This is a genomic window from Serratia sp. PL17 (assembly GCF_017832355.1).
GTDB lineage: Bacteria > Pseudomonadota > Gammaproteobacteria > Enterobacterales > Enterobacteriaceae > Serratia.
Genome location: NZ_JAFIBY010000001.1, coordinates 487,993 through 504,188, shown reverse-complemented (window position 1 = coordinate 504,188; position 16,196 = coordinate 487,993). Strand labels below are relative to the sequence as shown.

The 16,196-nt window shown below is 52.5% G+C and carries 11 protein-coding genes; 4 read left to right on the top strand and 7 right to left on the bottom strand.

All coding sequences use genetic code 11. The annotated features are described in order from the left end of the window. Positions 1–20: 20 nt before the first annotated feature. From JOE25_RS02390 to ansB, 7 genes are all read right to left on the bottom strand, one after another. Positions 21–2,297, bottom strand: a complete 2,277-nt coding sequence (locus JOE25_RS02390) for a ComEC family protein (RefSeq protein WP_314587358.1) — start codon at positions 2,295–2,297, stop codon at positions 21–23. Between the two features lie 272 nt (positions 2,298–2,569). Next, complete coding sequence (gene ihfB, locus JOE25_RS02385; protein ID WP_004942652.1) at positions 2,570–2,854, bottom strand: integration host factor subunit beta; 285 nt, start codon at positions 2,852–2,854, stop codon at positions 2,570–2,572. A 63-nt stretch (positions 2,855–2,917) separates the two neighbouring features. Continuing rightward, positions 2,918–4,591 (bottom strand): 30S ribosomal protein S1, encoded by a 1,674-nt coding sequence (rpsA, locus tag JOE25_RS02380; RefSeq protein ID WP_020826130.1) that lies wholly within the window; start codon positions 4,589–4,591, stop codon positions 2,918–2,920. A gap of 181 nt (positions 4,592–4,772) precedes the next feature. Further along, a complete protein-coding gene (gene cmk / locus JOE25_RS02375; RefSeq protein ID WP_209632565.1) occupies positions 4,773–5,462 on the bottom strand; it encodes a (d)CMP kinase in 690 nt (229 codons plus the stop codon). A 278-nt stretch (positions 5,463–5,740) separates the two neighbouring features. Further along, positions 5,741–7,027 carry a 3-phosphoshikimate 1-carboxyvinyltransferase gene (gene aroA, locus JOE25_RS02370; RefSeq protein ID WP_209632564.1) on the bottom strand — a complete coding sequence of 429 codons (1,287 nt, stop codon included), beginning with the start codon at positions 7,025–7,027 and terminating at the stop codon, positions 5,741–5,743. Between the two features lie 115 nt (positions 7,028–7,142). Further along, positions 7,143–8,231 (bottom strand): 3-phosphoserine/phosphohydroxythreonine transaminase, encoded by a 1,089-nt coding sequence (gene serC, locus JOE25_RS02365; RefSeq protein ID WP_209632563.1) that lies wholly within the window; start codon positions 8,229–8,231, stop codon positions 7,143–7,145. 287 nt (positions 8,232–8,518) lie between these two features. Continuing rightward, entirely contained in the window at positions 8,519–9,565 is a 1,047-nt protein-coding gene (gene ansB, locus JOE25_RS02360; protein ID WP_209632562.1) for an L-asparaginase 2, read from the bottom strand. 148 nt (positions 9,566–9,713) lie between these two features. Between ansB and ycaO the strand changes: the two genes are divergently transcribed. The 4 genes from ycaO to pflA all read left to right on the top strand — a co-directional run bounded on the left by ycaO (position 9,714) and on the right by pflA (position 16,194). Further along, entirely contained in the window at positions 9,714–11,477 is a 1,764-nt protein-coding gene (gene ycaO, locus JOE25_RS02355; RefSeq protein ID WP_209632561.1) for a 30S ribosomal protein S12 methylthiotransferase accessory factor YcaO, read from the top strand. Between the two features lie 483 nt (positions 11,478–11,960). Next, on the top strand, positions 11,961–12,821 hold the full coding sequence (gene focA / locus JOE25_RS02350; RefSeq protein ID WP_209632560.1) for a formate transporter FocA: 861 nt from the start codon (positions 11,961–11,963) through the stop codon (positions 12,819–12,821). Between the two features lie 54 nt (positions 12,822–12,875). Continuing rightward, the gene (gene pflB / locus JOE25_RS02345; RefSeq protein WP_209632559.1) at positions 12,876–15,158 is read left to right on the top strand and encodes a formate C-acetyltransferase; all 2,283 of its coding nucleotides are present in this window, start codon (positions 12,876–12,878) and stop codon (positions 15,156–15,158) included. A gap of 295 nt (positions 15,159–15,453) precedes the next feature. Continuing rightward, entirely contained in the window at positions 15,454–16,194 is a 741-nt protein-coding gene (gene pflA / locus JOE25_RS02340; RefSeq protein WP_209632558.1) for a pyruvate formate lyase 1-activating protein, read from the top strand. Positions 16,195–16,196: the final 2 nt, after the last annotated feature.

Below are 16,196 nucleotides of genomic sequence, written 5' to 3'. Positions count from 1 at the left end.
GGAAGAAATAGCGGCCTATTTTACTCATTATCACCCTCTACGCCAAACCGCTGATGGTACCAACGGGGCATTAATTGTTCACGAAAGCCTTTAATTTGCCAATTGTTGTCGAAAAAAAGTACGGATAACTGACCTGAGCGTGAAGTATCGTGCCATGCGATGCCATTTTCCCGATATCGGGTGACGACCTTAGCAGCAGGTAATCGCCATTTATTGTAGCGAGATGCCGACGCGATTGCCGCCACCGGTGCCACCGCACGTAAAAACGGCGCTGTGGATGACGTTTTGCTGCCATGGTGCGGCACCTGCAGCACCGTAGCGGGCAACGAATGGCGTTGCTCTCGAACCAACTGTGTCTCCGCCCTTTTTTCTGCATCTCCCGTCAACAATAGGCTGTATTTCCCATCATCGATGCGGATAACACATGAATCGTCATTTCCCGCCATTTTTACCGCCTTCGGCGGCCACAATACGTGAAACTGAAGCGCTTGCCACTCCCAGCGCTCCCCCGCGACGCAAGGTAAATGCCCCGCACCAAACCCTGGGCTCCTTACCGTCGCTTGTGGAAATGCACGTTGTATCTCGTCAAGACCACCTGTGTGATCCAGATGATCATGACTAAGAATGATTTGCTCCACAGACAGTCCTCGCCAGTTAAGAAATGGCAAGATATTCCGTCCTGCGGCACTGCCTGCCCCCCAACGGGGTCCGGTATCATACACGATTGCCTGCCCGTTTTTTTCAATCACTGTCGCTAATCCATGTCCAACATCAAGCATATCGACACGCCAGCGGTATGGCGGTTCTCTTTCACGCCACAGCAGGCAACACACCGCCAACGTTGCCAGCCCCGATGCATAGTGCAACCACCAGTGAAAACGCCAAAAAACCACCAGTAGCCAACCGGCGATACTGACAGCCAAGGATGCCGAACCGAGATCAACCCAACCCCGCTGCAAATAATGCAACGGCATAAATACCGCAAGCAGCGTCAAATTCGCTAACCACCATAACCCACCGCTCAATATCGGCCAGGTGCCGCAAAGAACCGCGACCAAAATAACAGGAACCGTCACCAGTGAAACGACGGGTACCGCCCACAGATTGGCTGGCATAGAAGTTAACGTCAGGCCGAGAAACAAAGCGGCCTGCATAGGCACCAGTAATAAGGTGATACCGAACTGGATATGCAGCCAGCGCACAGGCGCCCAGTACCAGGCGGAACGAAAACGGGCACTTAACGGCACCCATTCGAACCAGAAAATAAGGCAGGCAACCGCCAGCACCGAGAGCCAGAAACTGTCTGACAACACCGATAGCGGATCGCAAATCAGAATAAGGGCCACGCACCACAGCCACACCTGCCAGGAACTACAGTGGACACCGCGTAAACGCAGCAGCATCCATAACGTCAGCGCCAGGGCAGTGCGCACCGCCGGAGGTTGTGCACCAGCCAACCAAACATACATCAAGGTGCCTAGCCAACCTGCTAACAGTGGGAAACGGTAGCCGATGAGATGCGCAGGTAATAGCCGTTGAACCGCTCGTAGCGTCGCCCAGATCAATATCGCCGCCATAGCCACATGAAGGCCTGAAATGGCCATGAGGTGTGCAATGCCGGTTTTCAGCATCAGAGTGCGTAATGCCGGGTCCAGCGAGGTTCTTTCGCCAAAAGCCAGAGCCAGCAACACCGATTTATAGCGCAGGTCACCGATGTTGCTCTCGGCATGGCTGATAATACGCTGCCGCCAGTTGCAACTTCCCTCAAGCAGCCTCGCGCGTCTTACCTTCGCTGTCAGCGGTTGACGTTGCGCCATCGCCCAGCGTTGACTGTCGAATCCCCCCTCATTGAGCGTGCCGTGCATAGGCCTCAGACGCAGCTGAAGTTCCCAACGTTGTCCGGCGCACAGTCTTGGCTCTTCAGGCTGCCAGAGGGTAGTAAAGGCAATAGATGGCATTAGCCAGCGTCCATTAACCTGTTCGATGTTCATCACCGTTTGTTTACTTGCTGCAGGTACCAAAGTTACACTGCCAACCTGTACCACCGCCGTCACTTCCGACCCACGACTCAACCATTCCACTTGCGCTACCAACTGCCCGGCGCAGAAGACCGCCCACAGAAAGCTCAGGGCCCACCAGCCAATAAATTGACATATCGCCCAGCGGAAACGCAGCATCAGGCTGGCAGGTAAAACAGCCCCCAGAGTTGTTAATCCATCGGGCAATTGTGGCAATACCAATAACGGCAGAATGCCACAGACAACAGCGATAGCTGCCAGATCCAGCGAAGTCTTGATAGGTCTTTCTCCCGGAATAAGGCGGCAATCCAGCCGCCGGTATCACGGGATTGTTCACATATAGATCAATGTGTAACAGTTGTAATCAAAGGATTCACGGCTGATGCCGCACAATAACCGTCGCTGTTGCTGCTCCAGCCTGAAACTTGCGGCATCACGCGCAAGAAAATACAAAAAGCAGCGAGTTCGCCAACTGATAGTCAAAAAAAAACGGCGCCCAAAGGCACCGTTTTATATTTTTTCACAAGCAACAACTCTATGGTAGTCAGCGACTAACCATAGATATTGGCACGGTCACGCAGCTCTTTACCTGGCTTAAAGTGAGGAACGTACTTGCCGTCCAGCTCAACCTTATCACCAGTTTTCGGGTTGCGACCCACACGCGGAGCACGGTAGTGAAGAGAAAAACTGCCGAATCCGCGGATCTCGATGCGCTCACCATCGGCTAGCGTAGCAGCCATATGTTCTAGCATCTCTTTCACTGCATCCTCAACGGCTTTCGCCGGTACATGAGATTGCTGGCCAGCAAGTCTTTCAATAAGTTCAGACTTGGTCATAGTTCCTCCAAGCTTTGCAGCTAAACTACCGTATCGGGGCGGTTAACAAACCGCCCCCCGTCATTACTCGCCTTTAGCCGCTTTGAAAGCTTCAGCCATAGCGTTAGAGAAGTTGCTTTCTTCCTGTTTGTTGTTAACAGTAGCGATTGCATCTTTCTCGTCAGCTTCGTCCTTAGCACGTACGGACAGGCTTACTACGCGGTTCTTACGGTCAACGCCGGTGAATTTAGCTTCAACGTCGTCACCCACATTCAGAACCAGAGTTGCATCTTCAATGCGGTCGCGAGAGGCTTCAGAAGCACGCAGGTAACCTTCTACGCCGCCTGCTAATTCAACTGTAGCACCTTTGGCATCAACTGCAGTGACTTTACCAGTAACAATAGTACCTTTCTTGTTCATAGACAGGTAGTTATTGAACGGGTCTTCAGCCAGTTGCTTCACGCCCAGGGAGATACGCTCGCGCTCTGCGTCAACTTGCAGAACAACCGCTGCGATTTCGTCGCCTTTCTTGTATTCACGTACTGCTTCTTCGCCTGCAACGTTCCAGGAGATGTCAGACAGGTGAACCAGGCCGTCGATGCCGCCGTCCAGGCCGATGAAGATACCGAAGTCAGTGATAGACTTGATTTTACCTTCAACGCGGTCGCCCTTGTTGTGGGTTTCTGCAAACTGCTGCCATGGGTTGTTTTTGCACTGCTTCAGACCCAGGGAGATACGACGACGTTCTTCATCGATGTCCAGAACCATAACTTCCACTACATCGCCCACGTTAACAACTTTGGACGGATGGATGTTTTTGTTGGTCCAATCCATTTCAGAAACGTGTACCAGACCTTCAACGCCTTCTTCGATTTCTACGAAGCAGCCGTAATCAGTCAGGTTGGTTACACGACCAGTCAGCTTGGTGCCTTCTGGGTAACGTTTCGCGATAGCAACCCATGGATCTTCGCCCAGTTGCTTCAGGCCCAGGGATACACGAGTACGCTCGCGGTCGAACTTCAGCACTTTAACAGTGATTTCGTCGCCAACATTGACGATTTCGCTCGGATGCTTAACGCGTTTCCAAGCCATATCAGTGATGTGCAGCAGGCCATCAACGCCGCCCAGATCAACGAATGCACCGTAGTCAGTCAGGTTCTTAACGATACCTTTAACTTCCATGCCTTCCTGCAGGTTTTCCAGCAGTTGATCACGTTCTGCGCTGTTCTCTGATTCGATAACCGCACGGCGAGAAACTACAACGTTGTTGCGTTTCTGGTCCAGCTTGATGACTTTGAACTCAAGCTCTTTGCCTTCCAGGTGCAGAGTGTCACGTACTGGACGCACGTCTACCAGGGAGCCTGGCAGGAACGCACGAATACCGTTCAGCTCTACAGTGAAGCCACCCTTAACTTTGCCGTTGATAACACCGACGACAGTTTCAGCTTCTTCGTAAGCTTTTTCCAGCGTGATCCAAGCTTCGTGACGCTTAGCTTTCTCACGGGACAGCAGAGTTTCACCGAAGCCATCTTCAACAGCGTCCAGCGCAACATCAACTTCGTCGCCTACCTGGATTTCCAGCTCGCCCTGTGCGTTTTTGAATTGCTCAGCCGGGATGGCAGACTCAGATTTCAGACCGGCGTCAACCAGTACTACGTCTTTGTCGATAGCAACTACAACGCCACGAACGATGGAACCCGGACGGGTTTCGATTGTTTTCAGGGATTCTTCAAAGAGTTGAGCGAAAGATTCAGTCATGTTTAATCTTCAGGGTTCTATAGTTTAACGTCCATTTAGCATCCCGCCGAATGGGGTTGTTTCACATACCCCGCCATTGGCTCCATGCCGACAGGGTTTAGGTTGCAGGGGTAAAATTTTACCCGATATCGTTCGATACTACCATGACAAATATGACAAAAAGCCAATAACGCCGCCGCGCTTACTGCTGCGGCAACGCTAAAACTTCATGTGCATAAGTCAGCGCACGCTGGATGACTTCGTCGATCGACATGCTGGTTGAATCCAGCACGAGGGCGTCAGAAGCCGGCACCAGAGGCGCGATAGGCCGATTACGGTCACGGTCATCCCGTTCCTTTATCTCGGCTAAAAGACGTTCAAAGTTAACATTAAAGCCCTTTTCCTGCAACTGTAGCATGCGGCGGTGCGCACGCTCCTCAGAGCTAGCGTCCAGGAAAATCTTGACTGGCGCATCAGGGAACACCACGGTGCCCATGTCGCGACCATCGGCAATCAGGCCCGGGAACTCACGGAAAGCCCGCTGACGACGTAATAACGCTTCACGTACACGTGGGAAAGCAGCGGCCTGCGAAGCGGTATTGCCGACAGTTTCAGTGCGAATTTCATTGCTGACATCCTCACCTTCCAAAATAACCTGCAGTTTGCCGTCCTGGGCAATAAAGCGAACATCGAGATGTGCGGCCAGTGGAACCAGCGCCTCCTCAGACGTGATATCGACCTGATGATGCAGCGCCGCTAACGCCAGCACGCGATAGATCGCGCCGGAATCAAGCAAACGCCAACCAAGAGACTCGGCCAACGCTTTACACAACGTGCCTTTGCCTGCGCCACTTGGTCCATCAACGGTTATCACCGGAGCTGTAGCCGTCATTTCTCTCTCCTTCAGGTAGAAAACCTCGCAGGGACATAACCTGCCATCAGCACAATGCGAAAGCATAATTAAACGCGTCCCTGCCGTCCGCCCAGTCGGGCAGTCAGTCACGGTGGCGCATTATACGCTGCCAAGCGGCGAACTGTTACCCTGGAACTGTCTGGTTGTTGAAAATAAGCGTATGACCGCGCAAAAGTATAGCGGACGCCCCAGGCAACGAGGATTAAAAAACGACAAAGGCCCAATGAAGGGCCTTAAAAGAAAGCATCTGACTGCAGTTAGGCTAATTGACTGATGCGCGCCAGCTGTTCGAAATAATCCGGGAACGTTTTCGCGGTGCATTTCGGATCCAGAATGGTGACTGGCGTATCCGATAGGGCCACCAGTGAGAAACACATAGCCATACGGTGATCATTGTAGGTACCGATATCGGCAAACGTCAGCTTAGCTGGCGGTACCACGTGAATGTAATCTTCCCCTTCATCCACTTCGGCACCCACTTTACGCAGCTCTGTCGCCATTGCTGCCAAGCGGTCGGTCTCTTTCACTCGCCAGTTATAGATATTACGGATAGTCGTCGGGCCTTTGGCAAATAAAGCCGCAGTTGCGATGGTCATCGCTGCATCCGGGATATGATTCATATCCATGTCGATACCCTGCAGTTCACCGCGGGTACATTCGATATAGTCATCCCCCCAGGTAATACGCGCGCCCATTTTCTCCAGCACGTCGGCAAACTTGGTGTCCCCTTGCACGCTTTTTTTGCCAATGCCCGTTACGCGCACGGTTCCGCCCTTAATTGCCGCCGCCGCCAGGAAGTAGGAAGCAGAAGAGGCATCACCTTCCACCAGATAGTCGCCAGGTGAACGGTAGTTTTGGCGGCCATTAATGTGGAATACGCGATAGTTGTCGTGGCTGACCTCAACACCGAAAGTACGCATCAGGTGCAGCGTGATATCAATATAAGGCTTGGAAACCAACTCACCTTTGATATGGATGTGGGTATCTTGTTCAGCCAGTGGCGCTGTCATCAGCAATGCGGTCAAGAACTGGCTGGATACGCTGCCGTCAACGGTCACATCACCACCGTGGAAACCGCCGCGCAGACGCAATGGGGGATAATCCGTTTGCTCTAAATAATCAATCTGTGCGCCGCCCTGGCGCAGGGCATCAACCAGATGACCGATTGGGCGTTCTTTCATGCGTGGTTCGCCGGTCAGCACCACATCATTGTTGCCCAGGCACAGTGCCGCCGCCAATGGACGCATTGCCGTACCCGCATTGCCAAGGAAGAGTTCAAGCGGCTGGCTGGCCACCAGCGGGCCGGCAACACCCTCAACTTTACAGGTGGTGCGATTGTCAGACAGCTGATAGCTCACGCCCAGCGCCTGTAGCGCATTCAACATATGGCGCACGTCGTCGCTGTCCAGCAAGTTGGTCAACGTCGTCGTCCCCTCAGCCAGTGCAGCCAGCAGCAGAGCACGATTGGATACGCTCTTGGAGCCGGGTAAGTTGACGGTGCCATTGACCAGAGCGACCGGTTGTAACGTCAGGGAATCCACCATGTGAACAAAAATCTCCAAAATCTGATAAACGAAACGGCCCCGGGAATAATGCCGGAGCCGCTTTAACGCAAAAGGACAACAGCGAAGGCTACCCACTCATAGCGGGCAACCGAGCTTAACCGTGACGACGTTCGAAGTCAGCCATAAAGTCGGTTAATGTCTGCACGCCGGCCAGCGGCATTGCATTGTAAATGGAAGCACGCATACCGCCAACCACTCGGTGCCCTTTCAGCGCCTGCAGGCCAATGGCCTCAGCTTCACTGAGGAACACTTTATCCAACGCAGAGTCAGCCAACTGGAACGGCACGTTCATCCAGGAACGGTTGGCGAGAGCCACGCGACTGCGGTAGAAATCGGAGTTATCAATGGTTGCATACAGCAACTCGGCTTTGGCCTGGTTGCGTTTGTGCATTTCCACCAAACCGCCCTGCTCTTTTAGCCATTTGAACACCAAGCCAGACAGGTACCAGGCAAAGGTCGGCGGAGTATTAAACATGGAGTCGTTCTCGGCCAGCACGGTGTAGTCGAGAATCGATGGCACTTCACGGCGCGCCTTACCCAGTAGATCTTCACGCACGATCACCAGCGTCAGGCCTGCTGGGCCGATATTTTTTTGCGCGCCGGCGTAAATCACGCCAAAACGGCTAACGTCCAGTGGACCAGATAAAATGGTGGATGAGTAATCACCGATCACCACTTTATCAGCACCGAAGTCAGGAACCTCATCGATCGCCACGCCGTCGATGGTTTCATTCGGGCAATAGTGCACATAGGCCGCATCGTCGCTTAACTGCCACTCTTTCATCGGTTTGATGCCGAGCAGGCCGTCAACAGACGTTTTTACGTCAATGGTGTTTGGTGTGCAGTATTTTTGCGCTTCGGTAATGGCACTGTGTGCCCAGTAGCCACCGTCAATATAATCGGCAGTGGTTTTATCACCCAACAGGTTCATCGGCAGCGCGGCAAATTGCGCACGGGCACCGCCGTGGCAGAACAGCACTTTATAGTTGGAGGGGATTTTCAGCAGATCGCGCAGGTCCTGCTCGGACTGCTGGGCAACTTCGATAAACTCTTTGCTGCGATGGCTGATTTCCATCACGGAGGTGCCAAGACCATGCCAGTTGCACAATTCCTGTTCCGCACGACGCAATACTTCAACCGGCAGCATGGCCGGACCAGAGCTAAAATTATAAACCTGAGTCATTTCCCCTCACCACATTCACTATTCGCCAATGATACTGGCCTACCGAAATACGCCCGAACTATCCCATCGGTTTTATCACTCGCGCCCCCCGCCTGCAATGGTTATTCGCCCGACGCGGGGAAACCCTCCCTCTCGGCAATAACAGGCTCTGCCAAATGACCGGCGTTTTCTGCAATAAAACGCTGCGACAGTGGCTAATTCAGTGGGTTAACGCGGTTTTTTATGCTGTATTCAGCCGACATAGCTAGGGGGCACACAGGCCCCCGAATGAAGAAAATGCATTCAACTCAATATTGATTGAACATCTGCTGGATCTGTTTTGGGTCTTTCGTCTGCGTCAGTGCCAATTGCAGCAGGATCCGCGCTTTCTGCGGGTTCAACGTGCCAGCGGCGACAAAGCCAAACTTGGTGTCATCCACTTCGGCGTCTTCCGTCGTGGAGCCCGTAGGCACTCTCGAAGAACGTACCACCGCAACGCCGTTATGTGCAGCCGTTGCCAACGTGTCGAACACCGTCTTGTACAGGTTACCGTTGCCCACCCCTGCGCTGACGATCCCCTGATAGCCTTCGGCAATCAACGCCTTGGCGGGTGCATCAGAAGCATTGGCGTAATTATAGATAATGCCGACTTTAGGCAGAGTGGTCAGGCTGGACACGTCAAACGGGGTTTCTGTCGTGTGCTTACGCTGCGGTGAACGCTGGTAGTCGACCTTGCCGTTATGGATATAGCCAAGCGGACCATAGTTAGGTGACTGGAAAGTCTGTACCGAAGTGGTATTGGTTTTGGTCACATCGCGGGCATCCAGCACGCTGTCGTTCATCGCTACCAGCACACCACGTTTAGCAGATTGCGGATCTGCCGCTGTGACTACTGCGTTATACAAATTGAACGGGCCGTCGGCACTCATTGCCGTTGCAGGGCGCATTGCGCCAACAATCACGACGGGCTTATCGCATTTGACGGTCAGATCCAGAAAATAGGCAGTTTCTTCCAGCGTGTCTGTGCCATGAGTAATGACAAAGCCATCGGTCTTGGCACAGTCGGCGTTGATTTTCTTCGCCAGCTTCAACCACACCTCATCATTCATGTCCTGTGAACCGATATTCACTACCTGCTCCCCCTGCACATTGGCGAGGTTTTTCAGCTCCGGCACGGCATTCACCAAAGCATCCACACCCAGCTTACCCGCCGTGTAATTCGATTTGGTGGCAGACTCGCCACCGCCGGCAATGGTACCGCCGGTCGCCAGCAGGGTGATATTTGGCAATGCCAGCGCAGAACCGCTTGCGCCTGCCAACAGTAGCGCCACAACACTGAGTTTCACTGATTTCATTGGGTTTCTCCATGATAGATAACCCGCTGAATTATGGTCCTTATCCACAAAAAAACTGTGACTTTGCCATCGCTTTAGGAATACATGGAGCTTGAGCGCAAAACCCCGTATCATTGCGCGTTTTTAGTACGCTCAAAAAGTGAAGACAATGACGCAAACTTTTATCCCTGGCAAAGACGCTGCGCTGGAAGACTCTATCGCCCGTTTCCAACAAAAATTAAGCGATCTGGGTTTTAACATCGAAGAAGCCTCATGGCTGAACCCGGTTCCACACGTATGGTCCGTTCACATCCGCGATCGTGATTGCCCGTTGTGCTTCACCAACGGTAAAGGCGCCAGCAAAAAAGCGGCGTTGGCTTCGGCTTTGGGCGAATACTTTGAACGCCTCTCTACCAATTACTTCTTTGCCGACTTCTACCTGGGCAAACAGATTGCCGAAGGCGATTTCGTGCATTACCCGAACGAGAAATGGTTCCCGATCCCAGCCGATGACTCGCTGCCAGCCGGCATTCTCGACGAGCGCCTGCATGCGTTCTATAACCCGGATCAAGATGTTAACGCCAGCGATCTGATCGATCTGCAATCTGGCAACGGCGATCGCGGCATCTGTGCGCTGCCTTTCGCACGTCAATCAGATCAGCAAACCGTTTATATCCCGATGAACATCATCGGTAACCTGTACGTGTCCAATGGCATGTCAGCCGGCAACACCGCTAACGAAGCCCGGGTACAGGGCTTGTCTGAAGTGTTCGAACGCTATGTGAAAAACCGCATTATCGCCGAATCCATCAGCCTGCCGGAGATCCCGGCCGAGGTCCTGAACCGCTATCCGGGCGTGGTGGAAGCCATTGCCAAGCTGGAAGAAGAAGGATTCCCTATCCTGTCTTATGATGCCTCTCTGGGCGGTAACTACCCGGTAATTTGCGTCGTGCTGTTCAACCCAGCTAACGGTACCTGTTTTGCGTCATTCGGTGCCCACCCTGATTTTGGCGTGGCACTTGAACGTACCGTCACGGAACTGCTGCAAGGCCGCAGCCTGAAAGATCTGGATGTGTTCACCGCGCCAACCTTCGACGACGAAGAAGTGGCAGAACACACCAATCTGGAAACCCACTTTATCGATTCCAGCGGTTTAATCTCTTGGGACATGTTCAAACAGGATGCAGATTATCCGTTTGTCGACTGGAGCTTCAGCGGCAGCACGCAGGAAGAGTTCGCAACCCTGATGAGTATCTTCGACAAAGAAGGTGCTGAAGTGTACATCGCTGACTACGAGCACCTGGATGTTTACGCCTGCCGTATCATCGTGCCGGGCATGTCCGACATCTATCCTGCGGAAGACCTTCTGCTGGCCAACAACAGCATGGGGGCACACCTGCGCGATACCTTACTGGCACTGCCAGGCAGTGAGTGGGAGCCACAGGAATACCTGGCGCTGATTGAACGCCTGGACGATGAAGGTTTGGACGACTTCACGCGCGTGCGTGAGTTGCTTGGGATTGCCTCTGGTAAAGATAACGCCTGGTATACCCTGCGCGTTGGCGAGCTGAAGTCAATGCTGGCTCTGGCGGGCGGCGACATGGACCAGGCACTGATTTGGGCCGAGTGGACGCAGGATTTCAACGCTTCTGTATTGAGCCCGGAACGCAGCAACTACTACCGTTGCCTGCAAACCTTGCTGCTACTGACGCAAGAACCTGACCGCGATCCTGCACAGTATTACACGGCCTTCGTGAAGATGTATGGTCAGGAGGCGGTAGATGCTGCCTCAGCAGCTATCAGCGGCGAAGAGCGCTGTAACGGTCTGTTCGCTGTCGACAGCGATTTGAAAGCCTTACCTGCTCATCAGGCGCTGTTGGCGGCCTACGAAAAACTGCAGAACGCCAAACGCCGTTATTGGGCTCAGGCATAATCTCAGTTTCTGCGCGCCGGCACTCCCTTGCCGGCGCGACACAAAACCGCGTTCTTTCCCACTCTATCGATGCCCTTTCAAAAAAGAGTAAAACCTTATTTTGACGGTTAAATAGCCGGCTTTTCCTTTTATTTTTTTCAACCCATTACGCACTTATCGGCAAACAAGATAAATAAAACGGCAATTGTTACGCGTCGGTGAAATAATAATTAACCGATAATTAAACCTTCGCCGCCATAAAGTGACAAAACGCATGAAAATTTAACCTCAACGGTGCTGTTCCAACCTAGAATTCAAAATTTTTTATAAACATTAAAAAAATGTTTTTTGTTTAAAATCAATTACATATCCAAATAAACCCTGCGAATTATCCGGTTTTTGACCGCTTTAGTTTCTCGCCTTATGATCCAAATCAATTTTTACCCTATACTGCTTTGCTAGTATCTCATTGCGTTGTTTTAACCCTTAAAAGCGAGAGTTAGTGTGAAAGCTGACAACCCCTTCGATCTGATATTACCTGCAGCAACAGCGAAAATCGCTGAGGATGCAGGTGTGTATAAAGCCACCAAACATCCGCTGAAAACATTTTATTTGGCGATCACTGCCGGTGTCTTTATTTCTATCGCATTCGTATTTTATATCACTGCGACTACCGGCACTGCCGGTGTGCCTTTCGGCTTGGCAAAACTGGTCGGCGGCATCTGTTTCTCTCTGGGGTTAATGCTGGTGGTGGTTTCAGGCGCAGACCTGTTCACGTCCACCGTGCTGATTGTTATCGCCAAGGCCAGCGGCCGCATCAACTGGTACCAACTGGGTGCAAATTGGCTGAACGTCTATATCGGTAACCTGATTGGCGCACTGTTCTTTGTCGCGCTCATCTGGTTCTCTGGCGAACACATGGTCGCCAATGGCCAATGGGGCCTGAACGTCCTGCAAACCGCCGATCACAAGCTGCACCACACTTTTGTTGAAGCCGTTTGCCTGGGCATTCTGGCTAACCTGATGGTCTGCCTGGCGGTGTGGATGAGCTACTCCGGCCGCAGCCTGATGGACAAAATGTTCGCCATGATCCTGCCGGTGGGTATGTTTGTCGCCAGCGGCTTCGAACACAGCATCGCAAACATGTTTATGATCCCTATGGGTATCGTGGTTAAAAACTTCGCCACGCCAGAGTTCTGGCAAGCCGTAGGGGCAACACCCGAGCAATTCGCTCATCTGACCGTAAGCAACTTTATCATCGACAATCTGATCCCTGTCACCATAGGCAACATCATTGGCGGCGGCTTACTGGTTGGGTTGACTTACTGGGTAATTTATCTGCGCGGTGGTGAACAACAGCACTAAGCTGTTAGTTACCGCGTGCCGAGTTAGAAATCCACAATTAAAGGTAGGTGTATAATGACCGAACTTAACGAGAAGTTAGCCAAAGCTTGGGAAGGTTTCAGCAAAGGTGACTGGCAGAATGAAGTCAACGTGCGTGACTTCATCCAGAAAAACTACACTCCTTACGAGGGTGATGAATCCTTCCTGGCTGGCGCAACTCAGGCCACCTCCACCTTGTGGGAAAAGGTTATGGAAGGGATCAAACTGGAAAACCGCACCCATGCGCCAGTTGATTTCGACACCAATGTTGCAGCGACAATCACTTCCCACGACGCTGGCTACATCGCGAAAGAACTGGAAACCATCGTAGGTTTGCAGACTGACGCCCCTCTGAAACGCGCGCTGATCCCATTTGGCGGCATCAAAATGGTGGAAGGTTCTTGTAAGGTTTATGGCCGCGAACTGGACCCACAGCTGAAAAAAGTCTTTACCGAATACCGTAAAACCCATAACCAGGGTGTGTTCGACGTTTACACCAAAGACATTCTGAACTGCCGTAAATCTGGCGTTCTGACCGGTCTGCCAGATGCTTACGGCCGTGGCCGTATCATCGGTGACTATCGCCGCGTAGCGCTGTACGGCATCGATTTCCTGATGGCCGACAAGCTGAACCAGTTCAAATCACTGCAGGCTAAACTGGAAAACGGCGAAGATCTGGAAATGACCATCCAGCTGCGTGAAGAAATTGCTGAACAGCACCGCGCTCTGGGCCAGATTAAAGAAATGGCTGCTAAATATGGCTACGATATCTCAGGCCCTGCGACCAACGCACAAGAAGCCGTACAGTGGACCTACTTCGGCTACCTGGCCGCAGTAAAATCCCAGAACGGTGCCGCAATGTCCTTCGGCCGTGTGTCTACCTTCCTTGACGTGTTCATCCAACGCGACATCGACGCGGGCAAACTGAACGAAGAACAAGCGCAGGAACTGATTGACCATCTGGTGATGAAACTGCGTATGGTGCGTTTCCTGCGTACCCCTGAATATGATGAACTGTTCTCTGGCGACCCAATCTGGGCGACCGAATCCTTGGCAGGTATGGGCGTTGACGGCCGTACTCTGGTAACCAAGAACAGCTTCCGCTTCCTGAACACCCTGTACACCATGGGGCCGTCTCCGGAACCGAACATGACCATCCTGTGGTCTGAAAAGCTGCCACTGAACTTCAAAAAATACGCGGCGAAAGTGTCTATCGACACCTCTTCCGTACAGTATGAAAATGACGACCTGATGCGTCCTGACTTCAACAACGATGACTATGCCATCGCCTGTTGCGTTAGCCCGATGATCGTCGGCAAACAAATGCAGTTCTTCGGCGCACGTGCCAACCTGGCGAAAACCATGTTGTACGCGATCAACGGCGGCGTTGATGAAAAACTGAAAATGCAGGTAGGCCCGAAAGAAGCACCAATGATGGATACCGTGCTGGACTATGACAAAGTCATGGAACGCATGGACCACTTTATGGATTGGCTGGCTAAGCAGTACGTGACCGCGCTGAACATCATTCACTACATGCACGACAAGTACAGCTATGAAGCTGCACTGATGGCGCTGCATGACCGTGACGTATATCGCACCATGGCCTGTGGCATCGCCGGTCTGTCGGTTGCAGCTGACTCCCTGTCTGCTATCAAGTACGCTAAAGTCTCTACCATCCGTGATGAAGACGGCCTGGCCGTAGACTTCAAAATTGAAGGTGAATACCCGCAGTTCGGTAACAACGATGCCCGCGTTGATGACATCGCTTGTGACCTGGTGGAACGTTTCATGAAGAAAATTCAGAAACTGCGCACCTACCGTAATGCAGTAGCGACTCAGTCAGTACTGACCATCACGTCTAACGTGGTTTACGGCAAGAAAACCGGTAACACCCCAGATGGTCGCCGCGCTGGCGCTCCATTCGGTCCAGGTGCTAACCCAATGCACGGCCGTGACCAAAAAGGTGCTGTAGCCTCCTTGACCTCCGTAGCCAAACTGCCGTTTGCCTATGCGAAGGACGGGATCTCCTACACCTTCTCCATCGTGCCAAACGCGCTGGGCAAAGACGACGATGTACGTAAAGCTAACCTGGCAGGTCTGATGGACGGTTACTTCCATCACGAAGCGTCTATTGAAGGCGGCCAGCACCTGAACGTTAACGTGATGAACCGTGAAATGCTGCTGGACGCAATGGAAAACCCTGAGAAGTATCCTCAGCTGACCATTCGCGTATCCGGTTATGCCGTTCGCTTCAACTCGCTGACCAAAGAACAACAGCAAGACGTAATTACCCGTACTTTCACTCAGTCGATGTAATTGCCCCATCCGGGCGGGGTTTCCCGCTCGGTGGTTAAGCTGAAACCCGGGGCCGGATCTTTCCGGCCTTTTTAGCAAATACCTTTCCCTGACTCAGCATGAGTCTGTTTTGCCAGATAGCTATACTCGATGGATATCCGGCAAAACAGTTATCCGGCATAAGAACCGGCCAACAGGAATCGTTCCACCCCAGTCGTCGGGCCCTGCCCGCTTGCTGCATCGCTGATCCCTGGCTGGCGGTTATGAGCCTATTTTTAGACTGCGTTTGACAGTCAATATTGGAGAAAACCCCGCAATGTCAGTGACAGGTCGCATCCACTCCTTCGAATCCTGTGGCACCGTAGACGGTCCAGGGATCCGATTTATCGTTTTCTTCCAGGGCTGCCTGATGCGCTGCCTGTATTGCCATAACCGCGACACCTGGGATACCCACGGCGGAAAAGAAGTGACAGTGGAAGAGCTGATGAAAGATGCCGTCTCTTACCGCCACTTTATGAACGCCTCCGGCGGCGGCGTCACGGCTTCCGGCGGTGAGGCCATTCTACAAGCCGAGTTCGTCCGCGACTGGTTCCGTGCCTGCCATAAAGAAGGGATCAATACCTGTCTGGACACCAACGGTTTTGTACGTCGTTATGATCCGGTGATTGACGAACTGCTGGATGCTACCGATCTGGTGATGTTGGATCTCAAACAAATGAACGACGACATTCACCAAAATCTGGTAGGCGTTTCCAACCACCGCACGCTGGAATTCGCCCGCTATCTGGCGAAGCGTAATCAACGCACCTGGATCCGCTATGTGGTCGTGCCGGGCTGGTCAGATGATGATAAGTCTTCACATCTGCTGGGTGAATTCACCAAAGACATGACGAATATCGAGAAAATTGAGCTTCTGCCTTACCACGAACTGGGCAAGCACAAGTGGGTTGCAATGGGTGAAGAGTACAAGCTGGATGGCGTCCATCCGCCAAAAGCGGAAACCATGGAGCGCGTGAAAGGCATTCTTGAAAGCTACGGCCATAAAGTCATTTACTGATC

What these genes read in the sequence shown, in the direction of transcription:
- ihfB (WP_004942652.1), bottom strand. Translation starts at nt 2,854, where the DNA reads ATGACCAAGTCTGAACTTATTGAAAGACTTGCTGGCCAGCAATCTCAT.
- rpsA (WP_020826130.1), bottom strand. Translation starts at nt 4,591, where the DNA reads ATGACTGAATCTTTCGCTCAACTCTTTGAAGAATCCCTGAAAACAATC.
- cmk (WP_209632565.1), bottom strand. Translation starts at nt 5,462, where the DNA reads ATGACGGCTACAGCTCCGGTGATAACCGTTGATGGACCAAGTGGCGCA.
- aroA (WP_209632564.1), bottom strand. Translation starts at nt 7,027, where the DNA reads ATGGTGGATTCCCTGACGTTACAACCGGTCGCTCTGGTCAATGGCACC.
- serC (WP_209632563.1), bottom strand. Translation starts at nt 8,231, where the DNA reads ATGACTCAGGTTTATAATTTTAGCTCTGGTCCGGCCATGCTGCCGGTT.
- ansB (WP_209632562.1), bottom strand. Translation starts at nt 9,565, where the DNA reads ATGAAATCAGTGAAACTCAGTGTTGTGGCGCTACTGTTGGCAGGCGCA.
- ycaO (WP_209632561.1), top strand. Translation starts at nt 9,714, where the DNA reads ATGACGCAAACTTTTATCCCTGGCAAAGACGCTGCGCTGGAAGACTCT.
- pflB (WP_209632559.1), top strand. Translation starts at nt 12,876, where the DNA reads ATGACCGAACTTAACGAGAAGTTAGCCAAAGCTTGGGAAGGTTTCAGC.
- pflA (WP_209632558.1), top strand. Translation starts at nt 15,454, where the DNA reads ATGTCAGTGACAGGTCGCATCCACTCCTTCGAATCCTGTGGCACCGTA.